20 protein-coding genes are annotated in these 18276 nt (G+C 24.7%); 18 read left to right on the top strand and 2 right to left on the bottom strand.

Annotated features, from left to right (window positions below; genetic code table 11):
* Nucleotides 1-17: 17 nt before the first annotated feature.
* From AC4FQW_RS04605 to AC4FQW_RS04595, 3 genes are all read left to right on the top strand, one after another.
* Nucleotides 18-722, top strand: coding sequence for a hypothetical protein (locus AC4FQW_RS04605; RefSeq protein ID WP_491147505.1), 705 nt, complete (start codon nucleotides 18-20; stop codon nucleotides 720-722).
* 69 nt (nucleotides 723-791) lie between these two features.
* Nucleotides 792-1247 carry a peroxiredoxin gene (locus AC4FQW_RS04600; protein WP_303130683.1) on the top strand — a complete coding sequence of 152 codons (456 nt, stop codon included), beginning with the start codon at nucleotides 792-794 and terminating at the stop codon, nucleotides 1245-1247.
* A gap of 271 nt (nucleotides 1248-1518) precedes the next feature.
* Nucleotides 1519-2607 (top strand): ribose-phosphate pyrophosphokinase, encoded by a 1089-nt coding sequence (locus tag AC4FQW_RS04595; protein ID WP_491147504.1) that lies wholly within the window; start codon nucleotides 1519-1521, stop codon nucleotides 2605-2607.
* A 359-nt stretch (nucleotides 2608-2966) separates the two neighbouring features.
* Here the strand turns inward: AC4FQW_RS04595 and AC4FQW_RS04590 are convergent, their stop codons facing one another.
* Entirely contained in the window at nucleotides 2967-3389 is a 423-nt protein-coding gene (locus tag AC4FQW_RS04590) for a hypothetical protein (RefSeq protein ID WP_491147503.1), read from the bottom strand.
* A gap of 273 nt (nucleotides 3390-3662) precedes the next feature.
* On the opposite strand from AC4FQW_RS04590, the gene AC4FQW_RS04585 reads away from it, so the two are divergent.
* The 7 genes from AC4FQW_RS04585 to AC4FQW_RS04555 all read left to right on the top strand — a co-directional run bounded on the left by AC4FQW_RS04585 (nucleotide 3663) and on the right by AC4FQW_RS04555 (nucleotide 9673).
* Nucleotides 3663-4142 carry a hypothetical protein gene (locus AC4FQW_RS04585; RefSeq protein WP_491147502.1) on the top strand — a complete coding sequence of 160 codons (480 nt, stop codon included), beginning with the start codon at nucleotides 3663-3665 and terminating at the stop codon, nucleotides 4140-4142.
* 10 nt (nucleotides 4143-4152) lie between these two features.
* Nucleotides 4153-4830 carry a cytochrome c biogenesis CcdA family protein gene (locus tag AC4FQW_RS04580; RefSeq protein ID WP_491147501.1) on the top strand — a complete coding sequence of 226 codons (678 nt, stop codon included), beginning with the start codon at nucleotides 4153-4155 and terminating at the stop codon, nucleotides 4828-4830.
* 13 nt (nucleotides 4831-4843) lie between these two features.
* A complete protein-coding gene (locus tag AC4FQW_RS04575) occupies nucleotides 4844-5431 on the top strand; it encodes a TlpA family protein disulfide reductase (protein ID WP_491147500.1) in 588 nt (195 codons plus the stop codon).
* A gap of 81 nt (nucleotides 5432-5512) precedes the next feature.
* Nucleotides 5513-6196: a response regulator transcription factor gene (locus AC4FQW_RS04570; protein ID WP_491147498.1), complete on the top strand. Its 684-nt coding sequence runs from the start codon at nucleotides 5513-5515 to the stop codon at nucleotides 6194-6196.
* Between the two features lie 3 nt (nucleotides 6197-6199).
* A complete protein-coding gene (locus AC4FQW_RS04565) occupies nucleotides 6200-7591 on the top strand; it encodes a HAMP domain-containing sensor histidine kinase (RefSeq protein WP_491147496.1) in 1392 nt (463 codons plus the stop codon).
* Between the two features lie 189 nt (nucleotides 7592-7780).
* Nucleotides 7781-8749 (top strand): alpha/beta fold hydrolase, encoded by a 969-nt coding sequence (locus AC4FQW_RS04560; protein WP_491147494.1) that lies wholly within the window; start codon nucleotides 7781-7783, stop codon nucleotides 8747-8749.
* 135 nt (nucleotides 8750-8884) lie between these two features.
* On the top strand, nucleotides 8885-9673 hold the full coding sequence (locus tag AC4FQW_RS04555) for a histidinol-phosphatase (protein ID WP_491147493.1): 789 nt from the start codon (nucleotides 8885-8887) through the stop codon (nucleotides 9671-9673).
* Between the two features lie 37 nt (nucleotides 9674-9710).
* Here the strand turns inward: AC4FQW_RS04555 and AC4FQW_RS04550 are convergent, their stop codons facing one another.
* Nucleotides 9711-10490 (bottom strand): M15 family metallopeptidase, encoded by a 780-nt coding sequence (locus tag AC4FQW_RS04550; protein ID WP_491147491.1) that lies wholly within the window; start codon nucleotides 10488-10490, stop codon nucleotides 9711-9713.
* Between the two features lie 504 nt (nucleotides 10491-10994).
* On the opposite strand from AC4FQW_RS04550, the gene AC4FQW_RS04545 reads away from it, so the two are divergent.
* The 8 genes from AC4FQW_RS04545 (at nucleotide 10995) to AC4FQW_RS04510 (ending at nucleotide 18124) form a co-directional block, all read left to right on the top strand.
* Nucleotides 10995-12323 (top strand): ABC transporter substrate-binding protein, encoded by a 1329-nt coding sequence (locus AC4FQW_RS04545; RefSeq protein WP_491147489.1) that lies wholly within the window; start codon nucleotides 10995-10997, stop codon nucleotides 12321-12323.
* Nucleotides 12324-12396: 73 nt separating this feature from the next.
* The gene (locus AC4FQW_RS04540; RefSeq protein ID WP_491147487.1) at nucleotides 12397-13308 is read left to right on the top strand and encodes a carbohydrate ABC transporter permease; all 912 of its coding nucleotides are present in this window, start codon (nucleotides 12397-12399) and stop codon (nucleotides 13306-13308) included.
* An 18-nt stretch (nucleotides 13309-13326) separates the two neighbouring features.
* A complete protein-coding gene (locus AC4FQW_RS04535; protein ID WP_303128158.1) occupies nucleotides 13327-14190 on the top strand; it encodes a carbohydrate ABC transporter permease in 864 nt (287 codons plus the stop codon).
* A gap of 282 nt (nucleotides 14191-14472) precedes the next feature.
* A complete protein-coding gene (locus AC4FQW_RS04530) occupies nucleotides 14473-15582 on the top strand; it encodes an ABC transporter ATP-binding protein (RefSeq protein ID WP_303128156.1) in 1110 nt (369 codons plus the stop codon).
* Between the two features lie 181 nt (nucleotides 15583-15763).
* On the top strand, nucleotides 15764-16150 hold the full coding sequence (locus AC4FQW_RS04525) for a hypothetical protein (protein ID WP_303128154.1): 387 nt from the start codon (nucleotides 15764-15766) through the stop codon (nucleotides 16148-16150).
* Nucleotides 16151-16271: 121 nt separating this feature from the next.
* A complete protein-coding gene (locus tag AC4FQW_RS04520) occupies nucleotides 16272-16880 on the top strand; it encodes an HAD family hydrolase (protein WP_491147484.1) in 609 nt (202 codons plus the stop codon).
* A gap of 126 nt (nucleotides 16881-17006) precedes the next feature.
* On the top strand, nucleotides 17007-17153 hold the full coding sequence (locus tag AC4FQW_RS04515) for a hypothetical protein (RefSeq protein ID WP_303128150.1): 147 nt from the start codon (nucleotides 17007-17009) through the stop codon (nucleotides 17151-17153).
* Between the two features lie 101 nt (nucleotides 17154-17254).
* Nucleotides 17255-18124: a methionyl aminopeptidase gene (locus AC4FQW_RS04510; RefSeq protein WP_491147481.1), complete on the top strand. Its 870-nt coding sequence runs from the start codon at nucleotides 17255-17257 to the stop codon at nucleotides 18122-18124.
* Nucleotides 18125-18276: the final 152 nt, after the last annotated feature.

Here is an 18276-nt window from a genome sequence, read left to right as displayed (position 1 = left end):
AGATAAAGAGGATATTTATGTTATTTTTTAAGTATGAAAAAAATAAAAGATTAAAAAGATTATCTATATTTGGATTTATTATATTATTAGTTGGAATATTTGCTCCTAAACTAGATAGATTTATTTATGAAAGAGATAGATATTTAGATTTGGTTTTAGATGATAATATAAATAATATAGATTTAAACTTAGAATTTAATAAAATATTAGATTTATTAAAAATTAATAATATCCCAAAAGTAAGGGAATTTTTATTGAATTATGATAAGTATGGAAAAATAAATAGTTTAAAAATAGATTTAATTGAAGAAAATAATAATGAAAAAGTTAATTATATTATAGAGTACTTACCTAGTGAGTCAAGATGTTATGTTAAAAAAAGTATATTAGATTATTGTGATAATAATCAGTATATGTATTTAAATAATTTTTTAGATGGAATAATGATACTAAAAAATATAAAACTTAAAATTGATAGTGATTTATATGAAATCAAATGTAGTGATGCAAGTTATATGTGTAGAGAAATAAATGATTCTAATATAAAGGGGGTAAGTATTTATGGGAAAAAAGGAGTTTATGATTTATATAAAGAGTATGAATATTTAAATGGTATAATTATTAATCACTATGGATATGATGATGAAATTATAAATGAAGATGGAATGATTATTAGACCATTTAGTACAAAAGTTAGAGTAGAATATATTATGTATATGTAAAAGTGTTGATAAATTCAATGGGTTATTATATAATAATTATTATTAAATAGTAATTTGGAAGGTGATAAAATGGAAAACAAAGTTTTAGAAGTTGGAATGATGGCACCGGATTTTTCTTTAATGGGTTCAGATGGAAAAGAACATAAATTAAGTGATTATAAGGGAAAGAGAGTAATACTATATTTTTATCCAAAAGATAATACACCAGGTTGTTCACTAGAAGCACAAGATTTTAAAGCTCATCATGAGGCATTCTTAAATAAAAATACAGTTATTTTAGGTGTGAGCAGAGATTCATTAAAATCTCATGATAAATTTATAACAAAATATGATTTACCATTTATACTTTTATCAGATGAAAATGAAGAAGTTTGTAAGTTATATGATGTTTTAAAAGAAAAGAATATGTTTGGGAAAAAAGTTTTTGGAATTGAAAGAAGTACATTTGTTATAGATGAAGATGGAAAAATTCAAGATATTTTTAGAAAAGTAAAAGTAAAAGGACATGTTGAAAGCTTATTATAAATTTATAAGGTTTAATTAAAGTTAAAAAGCTAAGTAATAAAATTTAATTTTATTACTTAGCTTTTTAAATAATATTATAATAAAATGGATTATAATAAGGGTATATTTTTCTATTAAATTTATTAAAAATATATAAAATCGTAAAAAAATATTAATTTTATTATTATTTATAGAAAAATATATTTATATATGTCCTTTTTTGATATATACTATTAGTGGTATATATTTTATTAGTGTACTATATTCAAATAATGGAAAAGGGGATAAATAGATGATCGAATTAAAACATGACCTTGGATTAATAGCATTAAAAAGTTGTACTGAGCTAGGTAATGCTGTAGATAAATATATCCAAACTAAAACAAATACTAGCGAATCTTTTCTAGTTCCACTTGATGAAATAAGATTTGCAAATGGTGAAGGAAAAGTTAAAATTTCTGAAACTGTTAGAGGTAAAGATATTTATATTTTATGCGATATTGGAAATTACAGCTGTACATATAAAATGAATGGATTTGTAAACCATATGGGACCAGATGAGCACTTCCAAGACATAAAGAGAACTATCTCAGCTATAAAAGGAAAGGCTGCAAGAATTACTGTAATAATGCCTCTTTTATATGAATCAAGACAACATAGACGTAAAGGAAGAGAATCTCTAGACTGTGCATTAGCACTTCAAGAACTTGAAAGATTAGGTGTAGATGAAATTATAACTTTTGATGTTCATGATCCTAATGTACAAAATGCAGTTCCTTTATTATCATTTGAAAATATATATCCAACTTATGATATAGTTAAATCACTTGTAAGTAATGAAAAAACTTTAGAACTTCATAGTGAAAATTTACTTGTAATAAGTCCTGATACTGGAGCTATGGATAGAGCTATTTATTATTCAAGTGTATTAGGAGTAGATGTAGGTTTATTCTATAAGAGAAGAGACCATTCATTAATAGTTAATGGAAAAAATCCTATAGTTAAACATGAATATATGGGTAGAGATGTTGAAGGAAAAGATGTATTAATAGTTGACGATATGATAGCATCAGGAGAATCAGTTCTTGATATAGCATCAGAGCTTAAAAAGAGAAATGCAAGAAATGTATATGTAGCAACAACATTTGCATTCTTTACAGAAGGACTTGAAAAATTTACTGATTTCTATGAAAGAGGAATAATAAGTAAAGTTTACTCAACTAATTTAACATATGTTCCACAAGAATTAAGAGATTCTAAGTGGTTCCAAGCTGTAGATCTTTCAGAATTCTTAGCAAGAATTATAAATAGATTAAATCATGGAAAATCAATAGCTAAATATATGGATGCAACTGAAATAATACGTGATTTATTGGATTAGTTTAAATATAAATTAAAATAAAACTACTATAATTTTTAAAATTATAGTAGTTTTATTTTGTTTAAGGTAATATTTTAGTATGGAAAAATACAAATATTAAAATATAGCATTACTTAAATAATGTAAAAATATTAACATAATAATAGGAATGAGAGTAATAACTTATTATATATATTTATTAGAAGATTGAGGAATATGTAAATGAAATATATATTTATAATCTAATGTTATAAATTATATTGGAAGAAAACTTAAATAAAATACAACTAAAATATTTAAAAAATTATAATTTATTAAGATAGAATTAATATAAATTTAAATATAAAATAGGAGCTTTAAATTTAAGCTCCTAATAAATACTAAACTTTTGCCTTAAATTCATTAGAACATTTTTTACATGTAACAATAACATTTTTATGAATTCTAGGTAAGCGAAGCTTTTGTCCACATCTAGGACAGGAAATTATTTTAAATTTTCTTTTTTGATTTAATTTATATTTAAGCATATTAAAAGCTTGAGGTATATAATCTAGTGTCATCCTAGGTAAATTATAAGGAATACTTTTATTAAATTTACTAAGTATTTTATTTATTATAGAAAGAAATTTATTTAATTCATTTGTTCTTTTAAATATATTTTTTGAAAAAGTTCTATAAATTACAAATATATTTAAAATTAAACCTAAAAAATTAGTATAGTAATTAAATCCAAGAAAAAAACTTATAATAAGTAGAAAGATTGATAACAAATCAATACCATATGCACCATAAAATATATTCATATATATTCTCCTTTTATATAAAATTATAATATGTTCAATTTATAATAGGTATTTTAACATATTATAATAAAATTTGTAATAATTATTTAAATACAAAGAAAAAGCTATTAGTTAATTAAATCTAATGGCTTTTTTGTATTATTTTTTATTCTAAATTTTTATATTTAAAAGAATATTTTGTATTTAAAATATATGATTATTTTAAAATCTTCATAAAATCTACAAAATTCAAATTTAAAATTAAATCATAATTTTAGTGAAGGGATTGGTGTTTTGAATAAATTTAAATTAATATCAATACTTATATTTATATTTTTTACAGGAATTTTTATTGGAATAAAAGCAAACTTTTATTTAGGACAAAATGAAAAAAAGAAAGAAGTAAAAGAAAATTCAATTTATGAAAGAATTAAAGCAGAGGGAAATATAATAAATAAAAGTTTTAAAAATGATAAATTAGACCCTTTAATAACTATTGTTGAAAAACAAAGTAATTTTAATATTAAATTAGATGGAATAAAAAAAGATGAGAAGGTTGTTTTAATAAATACGTATACTGGAGAAAAAGTAGAGTTTAATACTGATGGAGAAGGAATTTTTTCAGTTGATACGAGTCTTGAAACGGGGAAAGATTATGGAATTCTTATGAATAATAAATTAATTGGTTCTATAAAGGTTATAGATAGTTTTAAAAATATTAATATAGAAGAAGTTTATAATCAAAGCTTAAAATCAATTAGTTGTGGCCTTTAGGAGGGAGTATATGAATTATATAATATTATTTTTAGAAGGAATAATAACCTTTATTTCACCTTGTATATTACCTATGGTACCTATATATATTTCATATTTTATGGGAAGTAATACTGATAACGGAAATAATAAAAACAAAGGATTTATAAATTCTTTAGCTTTTGTAATTGGATTTGCATTTATATTTACTTTATTAGGTGGGATGGCTGGTAAGTTTGGAAATTTAATTAATGAATATATGAATATTTTTAATATAATATCTGGAATATTATTGATAATATTTGGACTTAATTATATAGGAATATTAAAAGTTAATATTCTTCAAAGAACTTTTAGAATAAATAATGTACTAAAAAGCAAGTCAATAATCTCATCACTATTATTTGGTTTTGTATTTGGAGTTGGTTGGACTCCATGTGTTGGACCATTTTTGGGGTCAGCAATGATATTTGCAGCAAATTCAAGTCATACATTACAAGGAGTTAGTATGCTTTTAGTATATAGTTTAGGTCTTGGAATTCCATTTATATTATCAGCATTATTAATTGATACTTTAAAAAGCACATTTAATTTTATAAAAAGAAATTATAAAGTTATAAATAGAATTTCTGGAACAATACTAATTATTATAGGAGTCTTAATGATGACTGGATACTTAAATAAGGTATTAGCATTATTAACATTTTAAGGAGGAAGTTTTTTTGAATAATAAAAGTAGGCTTATATATATAGTTTTGACTCTTTTTATATTAATTATAGGTAGTTTTATAGGTTATAAATATTTATCTAAAAGTTATGAAAGTACTCAAGAAGGAAAACAATTTGTAGAAAGTGGATTTACAGAAAAAGTTAAAGAAGAAACAGTAGAAAAGGCTCCAAATTTTATTGCTTTTGATAAAGATGGAAAAGAAGTGAGGCTTTCAGATTTTAAAGGTAAAAAAGCTGTTGTTGTTAATTTTTGGGCGAGTTGGTGTCCACCATGTAAAGCAGAAATGCCATATTTTAATAATGCAGCAAAGAAATATAAAAATAATGATTTAGAAATATTAATGGTTAATCTTACAGATGGAATGAGAGAAACTAAGGATAAAGCTCTTGAGTATGTAAAAAAAGAGGGGTATAATATGAACATATTGTTTGATGAACAGTTAAATGGCGCATCAGCTTATAATGTTCAAGCATTACCAAGAACATTATTTATAGATAAAAGTGGAAATATACAAAATGATTATACAGGTCTTATAACACAAGAAATACTTAATGATAATATAGAAACTATTATAAGTTAATCATAAATAATAAAAGTCAGTGCTAACTTTTAGTAGTGCTGATTTTTTTTATTTTAAAAATATAATTTAAAAGGTGATTTTATGAATAAAAATAAAATACTTGTTGTTGATGATGAAATTAAAATAGTTGAAGTAGTAAAAGCTTATCTTGAAAAAGATAATTATGAAGTTTTTATAGCTACTGATGGGAAAAGTGCATTAAAAAGTTATGATGGTAATAAACAAGATTTAATAATTTTAGACTTAATGTTACCAGATATTACTGGGGAGGAAGTATGTAAAATATTAAGGGAGAAATCAGATGTTCCAATAATAATGCTTACTGCAAAAGTTGATGAAGAAAATATATTAAATGGATTTAATATTGGAACTGATGATTATGTTATTAAGCCTTTTAGTCCAAAACAGCTTATAGCTAGAGTAAATGCAATAATAAAAAGAGTTAAGAATAATAAATCAAAGTTATCATTTAATAATGGAGATTTGATAATTGATAAAGATAGTTATGAAGTATTTAAAAATAATAATCTAATAACTCTTACTCCATCAGAATATAAAATACTTCTTCAATTAGCTGAAAATAAAAATAAAGTTTTTACGAGAGGGGATATTATAAGTAAAACTATGGAAGATGACAGTTTTGTTTATGATAGAATAGTTGATTCTCATATTAAAAATATAAGAGCAAAAATAGAAGATGATAATAAAAAACCAAAATATATTTTAACTGTACATGGAATTGGATATAAGTTTGGTGGTGATTAAATTTTGAATAAATTAAAATATAGATTTACATTAATATTTATAGCGTTTTCTTTGATTTTAGTTTTTATGATTAGTATAATTGCTAATATTTTTATAAAGAAAAATTTTAATAGTTACATAGAAGATAGTATAAATGAAAAAAAGTCAGATATTATTTCAAATGTAACAAGTTCATATAAAAATGGAAGTTTTAATAAAGAAAATATAAAAACTATTGGTTTAAATGCTGCAAAACAAGGTTTTATAATAAAACTCATAGATAATAATAAAAATGTAATATGGGATGCAAGAAAAGTAAATAAGCTTCTTTGTGAATCAGTTTTAGAAAAAAATAAAGAAAATACAAATAAAATAAATCCTAATATAAATGGTGAGAATACTATAGAAAAAATAATTATAAAACATAATAAACAATCTTTAGGAATTTTACAAATAGAATATATAGGGCCATTTTATTATAATGATTCAGATTTAATCTTTTTTAATACATTAAACAATGTTTTAATTGGTATTTTAATATTAGCAATAATTTTTTCTGTAATTATTGGAATACTTCTGTCACATACAATAAGTAAACCTATAATAAAAGTTATAGATGCTACCAAACTAATTTCGGAAGGAGAATATTCAAAAAAGATTATTTGTAAAAATAAAATTCAAGAAATAAATTCAATGGTTAATTCAATAAATAAATTAGCATATAAATTAAGTGAAGAAGATAAGCTTAGAAAAATATTAACTAAAGATATATCACATGAATTAAGAACACCATTAACTACAATACAAGTACAAGTTGAGGCTTTAATTGATGGTATTTTAGAGCCAACAGAAGAAAGACTTAAAAGTATTTATGAAGAAATCCAAAGGCTAAATAGATTAGTTAAATCTTTAGAGAATTTATGTAAATATGAAAGTGATTTAATAAAGTTAAATAAAGAAAAAATTAATATAAAAGAACTTATAGAAAATTTATGTATAAATTTTGAAAAGCAAATTTTAGACAAAAATATAAGTTTAAAATTAAACTTAGAGAATAATTTTATAAATGCTGATAAAGATAAATTTAGTCAAGCTATAATAAATATACTATCAAATAGTATAAAATATACAAATGATTACGGTCATATAAATATATCATCTTATGAAGAAAATAATTATGTTTATATATCAATAAAAGATGATGGTATTGGTATAAGAAATGATGACTTAAAATATATATTTGAAAGGTTTTATAGAGTTGATAAATCAAGAAATAGTAAAACTGGTGGGGTTGGAGTTGGATTAACTATAGCAAGAAGTATAATGGAAGCTCATGATGGAGATATAAAGGTTATTAGTAAGTTTAATAAAGGAAGTGAATTTATATTAACTCTTAAAAAGGATAAGTGTTTTTAAAAGTTGAAATGACTAGATAAAAATAGTATCATAATCATATAATGGAAAATAGTGAGTTAATATACATAAGTTTATTAACAATTTTAAATTGTATTAATTAAATTTAGAAATTAATATAAATTATTTTTTAAGAGGAGTATATTTGTTTAATCTCCTCTTATTCTTTATAAAAAGGGAGGAGAGATTATAATGAATGGATCAAAAATAAAATATTTTAATAATTATGGAAGTAGTGAAAAAGATATAAAAGAATCAACTACCCTTTTAAATAGTGTAAAAGAGATAGGATATTTTAAAGGAGAAAATAATAAAGATATTTATTATGAAAAATATATTTTACCAGATGAAAAAGGAAAAATAGTAATAAGTCACGGATTTACAGAATTCTTAGGTAAATATGAAGAGATAATTTATTATTTCTTAAAAAATGGATATTCTGTTTTTGGGTTTGAACATAGGGGGCATGGGAGATCAGGATGTTTTGGTAAAATTGATAAAACTCAAGTAACTGTAGAAAAATTTGATTATTATATTGAGGATTTAAAGAAATTTCTTGATGAAATAGTTAAAGGAAGTCCAGAAAATACATATTTATATGCTCATTCAATGGGTGGGGCTATAGGTTGTATATTTCTTGAAAGATATAATGGATACTTTAAAAAGGCTATATTAAGTACTCCTATGTTTAGAATAAAAACAGGAAAAATATCTAATAAGCTAGCAAAATTAATATCTGGGACTATGGTTAGAGTTGGAAAAGGTGAAGACTTTATATTTGGACAAAAATGTTTTGATGAAAAGTTTGATTTAGAATCAGCAGCAACTTCAAATGAACACAGATATAGAAATTATCATAATAAATTAATGGAAAATGCAGAGCTTAGAAGAGGTGGGGGTTCATTTACATGGTTAAGTGAAGCTATTAAAGCAACTGAATATTTAATAGATAGAGAGAATATTTCAAATATAGATGTTCCAATATTACTTTTTCAAGCTGGGAGAGATGATTTTGTAGAGGCTGAAGGTCATAATAAGTTTAATGAATTATGTAAAAATTGTAATTTAGTTAGATTTGATAATGGTAAACATGAATTATATTTAGAAATGGACGAGATATTGCACGAGTATTTAGATATTATATTTAATTTTATAGGATAATGTATTAAAGAGAAATTTGGGGAATAGTCAATTGGATTTTTTGAAAATTAAATGATAAAGTTAATATATAGATAAAACCGCACACTTATTTTAGTGTGCGGTTTTATCATATAATTTATATAGGAGGGATTAAATATGAAAACAAATTATCATACTCATAATTATAGATGTAATCATGCAGTTGGAACAATTAAAGAATATGTAGAAGAAGCTATTAAAGAAGGATATGATGTTATTGGATTATCAGATCATTTACCGCACCCTGGAAAAAATATAGATAACGAAAATAGAATGAAATATGAAGACCTTCCAGAATATTTTAAAGAAATTGATAAAGTAAAAGAAATGTACGGTGATAAAATAGAAATAAAAAAGGGAATTGAGTGTGAGTATTTTCCAGATTTTTTATGGCTTTATGATGAATTAAAAGAAAAATTTAAGGTAGATTACTTAATACTTGGAGCACATTTTTTTCCATACAACGGAAAATGGTTTTACATAGGTAGTTATTTAACACCGGATAGTTTAGAAAAGTATGTTGATTTTGTATTAGAGTCAATGGAAAGTGGACTATTTGCATACATAGCTCACCCAGATTTATTTGGAAGTGGATATAGAGACTGGGATGAGCATTCAATAAAGGCGTCAAGGAGAATATTAAAAAAAGCAGAAGAACTTGATATGCCTATAGAGATAAACATAAATGGATTTAAAAAAAGAAAAATAAAATATAATAATGGTGAAAGATATATGTATCCAATAAGAGAATTTTGGGAACTTTCCAAAGAATATAATGTAAAGAGAATAATAGGTGTAGATGCACATAAACCTGAAGACATGAGAGATTTTAAAATAGCTGTAGATTTTGCAAATGAATTAGGATTAAAAATAATTGATAAAATAGAATTAAATAATAAAATATAGAGTAGATATTTTTATCTACTCTATATTTTATTAAATTTTATTTTTTATTTAAATATTCTTCTAAAGTTATATTTTGGCTATTTATTTCTTTAGCAACATCTTTACCAACGTATCTTAAATGCCATGGCTCGTAATTATATCCAGTTATATTTTCCTTTCCTTTAGGATATCTTAAAATAAAACCAAATTTAGTCATATTATCTTTTAACCATTTGAAGGTTTTGGTATTTTCAAAACCGTCATTTAAGTTACTATATTCATTTGATAATACATCAACAGCAAGTCCGGTTTGATGTTCGCTATGACCAGGCTTGGCTACATATTTTTCTGCATGTTCAATTCCATTTCTTTCTTTACTACTATTAAATACTGATACTTGGTAATCATAAGATCTATAACCTGATATACCTTTAAGTATTATTCCATCTTTAGCAGCAGCTAAAAACATATTTTCAAGAGCATTAGCCGCATCTTTTCTAAGTGGTTGTTTCATACTAAGAGAATAATTATTGTAAGTAGCTTTAGGCATTACAAGGTCAGAAGGCTTATATGAACTATCTATAGAATATTTTTTGTTTACTAATAAAATATTAGCTACAGATGAGGATGTCTTTATATCTTTTTTCTTTGACTCTGTTTTATTATTTTGTGCTATTTCAGTTTTTGGGAGTTTTATTATCTCTGGAGTTTCATTATTTTTATTTATGTTATTTTTATAAATATATCCACTTATTAAAGTTGTTAATCCAAGAGTTATAAAAAATATTAATATTAGAATTATAAATTTATTTCTTTTTTTATATCTTTTTCTTCTCATAAATGTTCAATCCTTACTGTTTATATTTTTCACAAAGAGAAATTTAATAAAGTTTATATAATATTAAGTTAAAATCAATAAACAGTTAAATTTTTCTAAATCCATATCTTATTTTATATTATAGCACTTAATAATAAAAGTATTTTTATCATTTTAAAAATATTTTAAATATATATTGTAAAAATATTGTAAAAATAGAAATGAAATGATAATATTTAATTGTAGGGTGAAAATGTTTTCAAATTTTCAAAAAAATGAAAAAAATATTCATTTATCTATTTGTATAAACATAATAATATTTTTGAGAATAGTTTTACTATATAGATTATTAAATTTTAAAATAATTAGAAAAACAGTCTTTAAGATAAAGGCTACTTTAATAAGTTAAGAATAGAGTAGTTAAAAGTATTTAATTATAAACATTATTTATAATTTTTAAATTAATTATGATATTTAATAACATTAAAATATGTTAATTAAATAAAAGATGAAGGGGGATTTTTAATGAAAAAATTAAAGTTATTATCAACTGTACTTCTAGCTACTCTTACTTTAGGTATGTTTGCGGGTTGTGGCGGAAGTAAAGATAATGCAGAAGGAAATGCTAGTACAAATGGAAAGCAAACAGAAATAACATGGTGGGCGTTTCCAAATTTTGAAACAAAAGATGGAGTTGTAGGTAAATATGAAGAAGAAATAGCGAAAGCTTTTATGGAAAAAAATCCAGATATAAAAGTTAATGTTGAAATGTTATCTTTTAATGGTGGGGGAGAAAAGATAAATGCAGCTATAGCTTCAAAATCAGCACCTGATGTTTTATATGATGCACCTGGAAGAATAATTGATTATGCAAGAATAGGGGCTTTAGCACCGGTAGATGATATGATTAAAGAGTTAAATGGAGATGTATCAGAAGCAATATTACAAGGTTGTAAACTAGATAATACTTATTATATGTATCCTTTTAATACTACAAACTTTATGATGGCAGCAAATAAGCAAATGTTTGAGGAAGCTGGAGTATTAGACAAGCTTCCGCTTAATAAAAAAGATAGATTATGGAATGTTGAAGAATTTGAGGAAGCATTAAAAGCTATAAAAAAAGCTAAGCCAGATGTAACACCTTTAACTTTCTTTAGTAAAAGTACTGCAGGAGATCAAGGTACAAGAGCATTTGTTGCAAATCTTTTTGGAGGAAGTGTTATGAATGAAGATCAAACTGCATACACTTTTGATAGCAAAGAAGCTATAAAATCTATGGAATGGGTTAAAAAAGCTATAGATGAAGGATTAATAGCAAAAGGATCAGAAGCATTAGCTTCAAATGATTCAATTGATTTATATCTTCAACAAAAAGCAGCAATTACAATTCTTTCTTCAACTGGATTAGTTAAGAGCAATGAATCAAAGAAATCACAACCTTTTGATGATATATTATTACCAATACCAGCACCTGAAGGAAAGCTTGCTTTAGAATCACTTATAGGTGGATTATGTGTATTTGATAATGGTGATGAAGATAAAATAGCTGCTTCAAAGAAATTCATAGATTTCTTATGTAATGATAAAGAATGGCAAGAAAAGAATTTAAAAGCAACAGGAACTTTCTCTGTTAGAGATTCTGTGAAAAATTTATATGATGATGAAGAAATGAAATTTGCAGAAGCAATGGGAAATTATACAGCTAAATATTATAATACTGTAAATGGATTTGCTGAAATGAGAACTCATTGGTTCCCAGCACTTCAAGAAATAACTTTAGGTCAAAAATCACCTGAAGAAGCTTTAAAAGAGTTTAATAAAAAGGCAAATGAAACTCTTAATAAAAAATAATAAAAATAATTAATTTTAGGGAGTGAAAACACACTCCCTTATCACTAAATGTGAAAGCAAGGGGGTTTCTTAAGTGAGTGCTGAAGTAATCGAAAAGAAAAAGGTTAAGCATAGTAAATTAGCAAAAAAAGAATGGGTTGCAGCTTATATTTTTTTATTACCTGCAGCTATATTTTTTATAGGTTTTGTAATAATTCCTATGATAGGTGGAATAGTGATGAGTTTCTTTGATTATAATCCAAAGAGTGCTACCTTTATAGGAATAGAAAATTATATAAATATATTTAAAGACGAAATATTTAGAAAATCATTATGGAATACTTTAGTTTTAGTTATAGGGAATGTTCCTATAGTAGTAGTTTTTTCATTATTTGTTTCAATGACAATATTTAAAAAGTCAGCAAAGATAAGATCTTTTTTTAGAGGAGTTTTTTATTTACCAGCCATAGCATCAGTTGTTAGTATAACTGTTGTTTGGGGATGGATTTTTCATCCTAATTATGGAATATTAAATTATGTTTTAGGTTGGTTTGGGATAGATCCTCAAGTTTGGCTTGGAAATCCAAGTATAGCAAAGTGGGCAATACTTATGGTTTTAGTTACATTATCTGTTGGACAACCTATAGTTTTATATATGGCATCTCTTGGAAATATACCTAAGGATTATTTAGAAGCAGCAGAAATAGATGGGGCTAATTCAAGTCAAGTTTTTAAAAATATAACATGGCCATTATTAAAACCAACAACATTATATATCGTAATAATAACAACAATAAATTCATTCCAATGTTTCTCATTAATTCAACTATTAACAGCAGGAGGACCTAATTATGCAACTACAACAATTATGTATCAAGTATATGAAAGATCATTTACTTTAGGTCAATATGGACTTGCATCATCAATGGGAGTAGTTTTAGCAGTTATAGTAATGTCGATATCAATAATTCAATACAAATATTTAGGTTCAGATGTAGAGTATTAGTTGGAGGTGATTTAAGCTATGTTTGGCAAAAAGAAAGAAAAAGAAGTTTTATATGATTGGAGAAATCAATGGACTCCAAAAAATATAGTAGCTTTTATAATATTGTGTTTATTTACAGTAATTTTTATATTTCCATTTTATTGGATTATAACTGGAGCATTTAAAGATCAAGGTGCAGCAATTGCGATACCACCACAATGGTTTCCACTAGAGCCGACATTTGCAAACTGGGAAAGTCTTGCAAAACAACCATTAGCTAGATGGACTTTCAATAGTTTTTTTATAGCCATTGCAACAACATTTTTAGTGTGCTTAACTTCAGCTTTAGCTGGTTATGTTCTTGCTAAAAAAAGATTTCCAGGAAGACAAATTGTATTTTGGTTATTAATAATAGCTATGGCTCTTCCAAAACAAGTTATAATGGTTCCTTTATTTAACATATTAACTAGTTTAGATTGGATTGATACTTATAAGTCACTTATACTTCCAGCTGTGGGATGGCCATTTGGAATTTTTCTAATGAAGCAATTTAGTGAAACTATACCTAGTGAACTTATAGAAGCATCAAAAATTGATGGATGTTCAGAAGTTGGAATATTTAAAAATATTGTTATTCCAATTGTTAAACCAGGTATTGGAGCACTTGCAATTTTTACATTTATAAGTTCATGGAATGATTATTTTATGCAGTTAATTTTAATAAGAAGTAAAGATATGCAAACACTTCCTTTAGGAATAGCTACAATGCAATTAGAGTTTGCAACAGACTATGGTTTAATGATGGCTGGAGCAGCACTTGCATCAATACCTATGATTATAATATTTATAATGTTCCAAAAATCATTTACTCAAGGTATAACAATTGGAGCTGTAAAAGGTTAAGTTATAAGATGTGTAAAGAGTATAAATAAAAGATTTTTATAAAAAGAAAATTTATTATATGAGGATAAATTATACTATTTAAATTAAAGTTACGAAATTAATTTTGTTATTAGTTATATTTGGGGAGGGATGAGTATTTTATTTGTATGACAAAATTAGTTTAAATAAAGATATTATTATATTCCAAGAATTTTTTATTAATCCTATATAAGATAGGTTGAATGATGGAATTTATAATTGAAAAATATACAATTTAAATTTATTTATTAAGGGGAGAGGTTTATGTCAGGATTAGTATTAAAAAATATTGATAAGGTTTATGAAAATGGGTTTAAAGCAGTTGATAATTTTAATTTAGAAATAGAAGATAGGGAATTTATAGTTTTTGTTGGACCATCAGGTTGTGGTAAATCAACAACTTTAAGAATGATTGCAGGTCTTGAAGAAATAACAAGTGGAGAATTATATATTGATAATAAAGTAGTTAATGATGTTGCTCCAAAGGATAGGGATATTGCAATGGTATTCCAAAATTATGCATTATATCCACACATGACAGTTTATGAAAATATGTCATTTGCATTAAAGCTTAGAAAGACTCCTAAAGCAGAAATTGATAAAAAGGTACGTGATGCAGCAAGAATTTTAGATATAGAACATCTTTTAGATAGAAAACCAAAGGCTTTATCAGGTGGACAAAGACAAAGGGTTGCTATGGGAAGAGCAATAGTTAGACATCCAAAAGTATTCTTAATGGATGAACCTTTATCAAACCTTGATGCTAAGCTTAGAGTTCAAATGAGAACAGAAATAGCTAAGCTTTATAATGAATTAAATACAACATTTATATATGTAACTCATGACCAAACTGAAGCTATGACTCTTGGAACAAGAATAGTAGTTATGAAAGATGGTTTAGTACAACAAATAGCATCACCAAAAGAGATTTATGATAATCCAAGTAATTTATTTGTAGCATGTTTTATTGGTAGTCCTCAAATGAATATATTAAAAGGTAAAACATATGAAAAGAACGGAAAAGTTTATTTAAATATGTTAGGAACTGATGTGGAACTTTCAGAAGAAAAAGCAAAAATAATAAAAGAAACTAATAATTTAAATAAAGATGTTTTAGCTGGAATAAGACCAGAAAATATGAGTTGTAAAAAAGAAGATTTAGAAACTGCAGAATCAATATTTAATGGAGAAATAGAAGTTTCAGAAAATTTAGGGGCAGAAACATTTTTATATTTAAAGGGAGAAGAAGGAAAAGCTATTGTAATAAAAACAGCAACTGCTGATAATATAAATACTAAAGGAAATGTTAAGTTTGTAATAGATTTAGATAAGCTTCATATTTTTGATAAAGAAAGTGAAAAAACTATATTTTAATAAAAAAGGTGATAACTAAATGTTCTAGTTATCACCTTTTTATAAGTTTTAATTAGTTAGAGAAATAAATTTAAGGTGAACCTTTTAAAATAAAATGAATACAATAATATAAAGGGATACAAAAAAGAAGAAATGTCTTTTAAAGTATCCCTTTTATGCTATAAGAGAGTAGGTGTTTATTATGGAAAGATTAGAAAGAATCTTTAAGGAAGCATCTCTTAGAGCCGTAATTTTCTCAAAAAATAAACTAGGCATAAGACTAGATTTTTCAGAAGATAGTTTAAGTTTATTAGATGATATATTAGAAGCCTTTCATAAAGCAAATGAAAATAATGATTTTGATAATGATAAACTTATAGATTTATCAATGGTATTTGGTGGATATCTTGGAGAAGTTATAAGTAAAAATATTGGAGGTATATGGGAAGAAAATGATAATAAGACAATATTTTTAGAAGTTAATAATCAAAAGGTACTTCCATTAAATATAATATATAAAAGAATAAATATTGGGGAACGAGCATCGGTAAAGAGATGGTATTATAAATTTAAGGAGAAAATATGTTAAAAGGGATAATATGTTTAATCTAGCTAGTGTAAATATTTATACTAGCTAGATTAATTTTTGTTGAATATATAATAACATTATTTTACACTTAACTTAAGTATAATTTTTAAGGGGGATATTTATGATAAAGAATGTTATTTTTGATATAGGAAATGTTATATTGGAATATAATCCTAAAAGGTATTTGAGAGAAAAAATAATGGATTTAGATTTAGAAAAAATCTTGTTTAATGAAATCTTTCAAAGCAAAGAATGGGAAAGGTTAGATAGAGGAACTATAACTGAGGAAGAAGCTATTAATGAAATAATAAAGAGAAATCCTACTATTGAACAGGACATAAGAAAAGCATTTGAAAATTGGTATGAGCTTTTATTACCAATAAAAGAAACTATGGAGGTTATAAAAATATTAAAGAGAGAAGGTTATAACATATATTATTTATCTAATTTTCATAAAAATTCTTTTGAGGTAATTAAACAAAAATACAATTTTTTAGAAGAATTTAATGGAGGTATAGTTTCTTTTAATGAAAATTTACTTAAACCCGAATTTGAAATTTATAAAAAACTGCTAGAAAAATATAATTTAAAAGGAGAAGAGTGCGTATTTATTGATGATATGGAAATAAACATAAATGCAGCAAAGAAAATTAATATTAATACTATATTATATAAAGACTATGATAATTTAATTAAAGGATTTAAAAATTATGGGATAAAAATTAATTAAAAATAAAATACATAAATGGATGATTTTTACAAAAGAATATTGTATAATGTAATAAAAAGTTTATATTAGAATATAATTATTTTGTGGGGGAAAAATACTTTAAGGTATTAAAAGGAGGGAATATTCATGGATGTAAATTTAATTCCGAATGTTGATAATTATGTGGCAAAGTATATGGATGAAAGAGGTTGTAGCTTTGAACAGGCTTGTGAGGAACTAGAGCTAGATAAAGAAGCAATTTTTACTCAAAATTATAATAGAGAATTTGAATAGAAAAAGGATGCAATTTAGCATCCTTTTTAGTTTTTGAAAAAAAATATACTAAAGGATATAATATAATAATAAAGACTTAAATTTAGAAAAGAGGTAAAAGAATGAAAATAAATAGAAATGATAATTGCTGGTGTGGTAGTGGTAAGAAATATAAAAAATGTCATGCTGAATTTGATGAAAAATATGAAGCATTAAAAAGACAAGGTTTTTTAATGCCACCTAGAGATATTATAAAAAATAAAGAACAAATAGAGGGAATAAAAAAGAGTGCTAAAATAAACAATGAAATACTTGATTTAGTTGGAGAAAAAATAAAAGAAGGAATGAGCACAGTTGATATTGATAAAATAGTTTATGATTATACAATAAGCCAAGGAGCTATTCCAGCTCCACTTAATTACGGAGGTTTCCCAAAGAGTGTCTGTACATCAATTAATGAAGAAGTATGCCACGGAATTCCAGATGAAAATATAATATTAAAATCAGGAGATATAATAAATGTAGATGTTTCAACTATAAAGGATGGATATTTTTCAGATGCATCAAGAATGTATATGATAGGTGAAGTATCTGATGAAGCAAAAAGATTAGTTGAAGTTTCAAAAGAGTGTTTACAAAAAGGAATAGAAGCAGTTAAACCATGGGGATTTTTAGGGGATATTGGTGCTGCTGTACAAGAGCATGCTGAAAAAAATGGATATTCAGTAGTTAGAGAATTTGGTGGCCATGGAGTAGGATTACAGTTCCATGAAGATCCTTTTGTAGCTCATGTAGGTAGAAAAGGAGAAGGAATGGTATTGGTTCCAGGGATGACTTTCACAATAGAACCAATGATAAATGAAGGTAGATATGAAGTTTTTGTTGATGCTGATAATGATTGGACTGCAATAACAGAAGATGGTTCTTTATCAGCTCAATGGGAACACATGATTTTAGTAACAGAAGATGGTATAGAAATATTAGCTCACTAAAAATAAATATATTAAATAAAGGTGGAAAACTTAAGTTTTTCACCTTATTTTTTTGAATGTTAATAAAGTGTAAATATATAAAAAAGAAATAATAAATTTCTAAATTTAAACAGTGGATATATATATTGAATGTTGTATAATAGTCAAGTAAT

It is taken from the genome of Clostridium sp. TJA085 (assembly GCF_058310235.1).
Note: the sequence above shows the minus strand (reverse complement) of the source record. Positions and strands in the feature narration are given on the sequence as shown.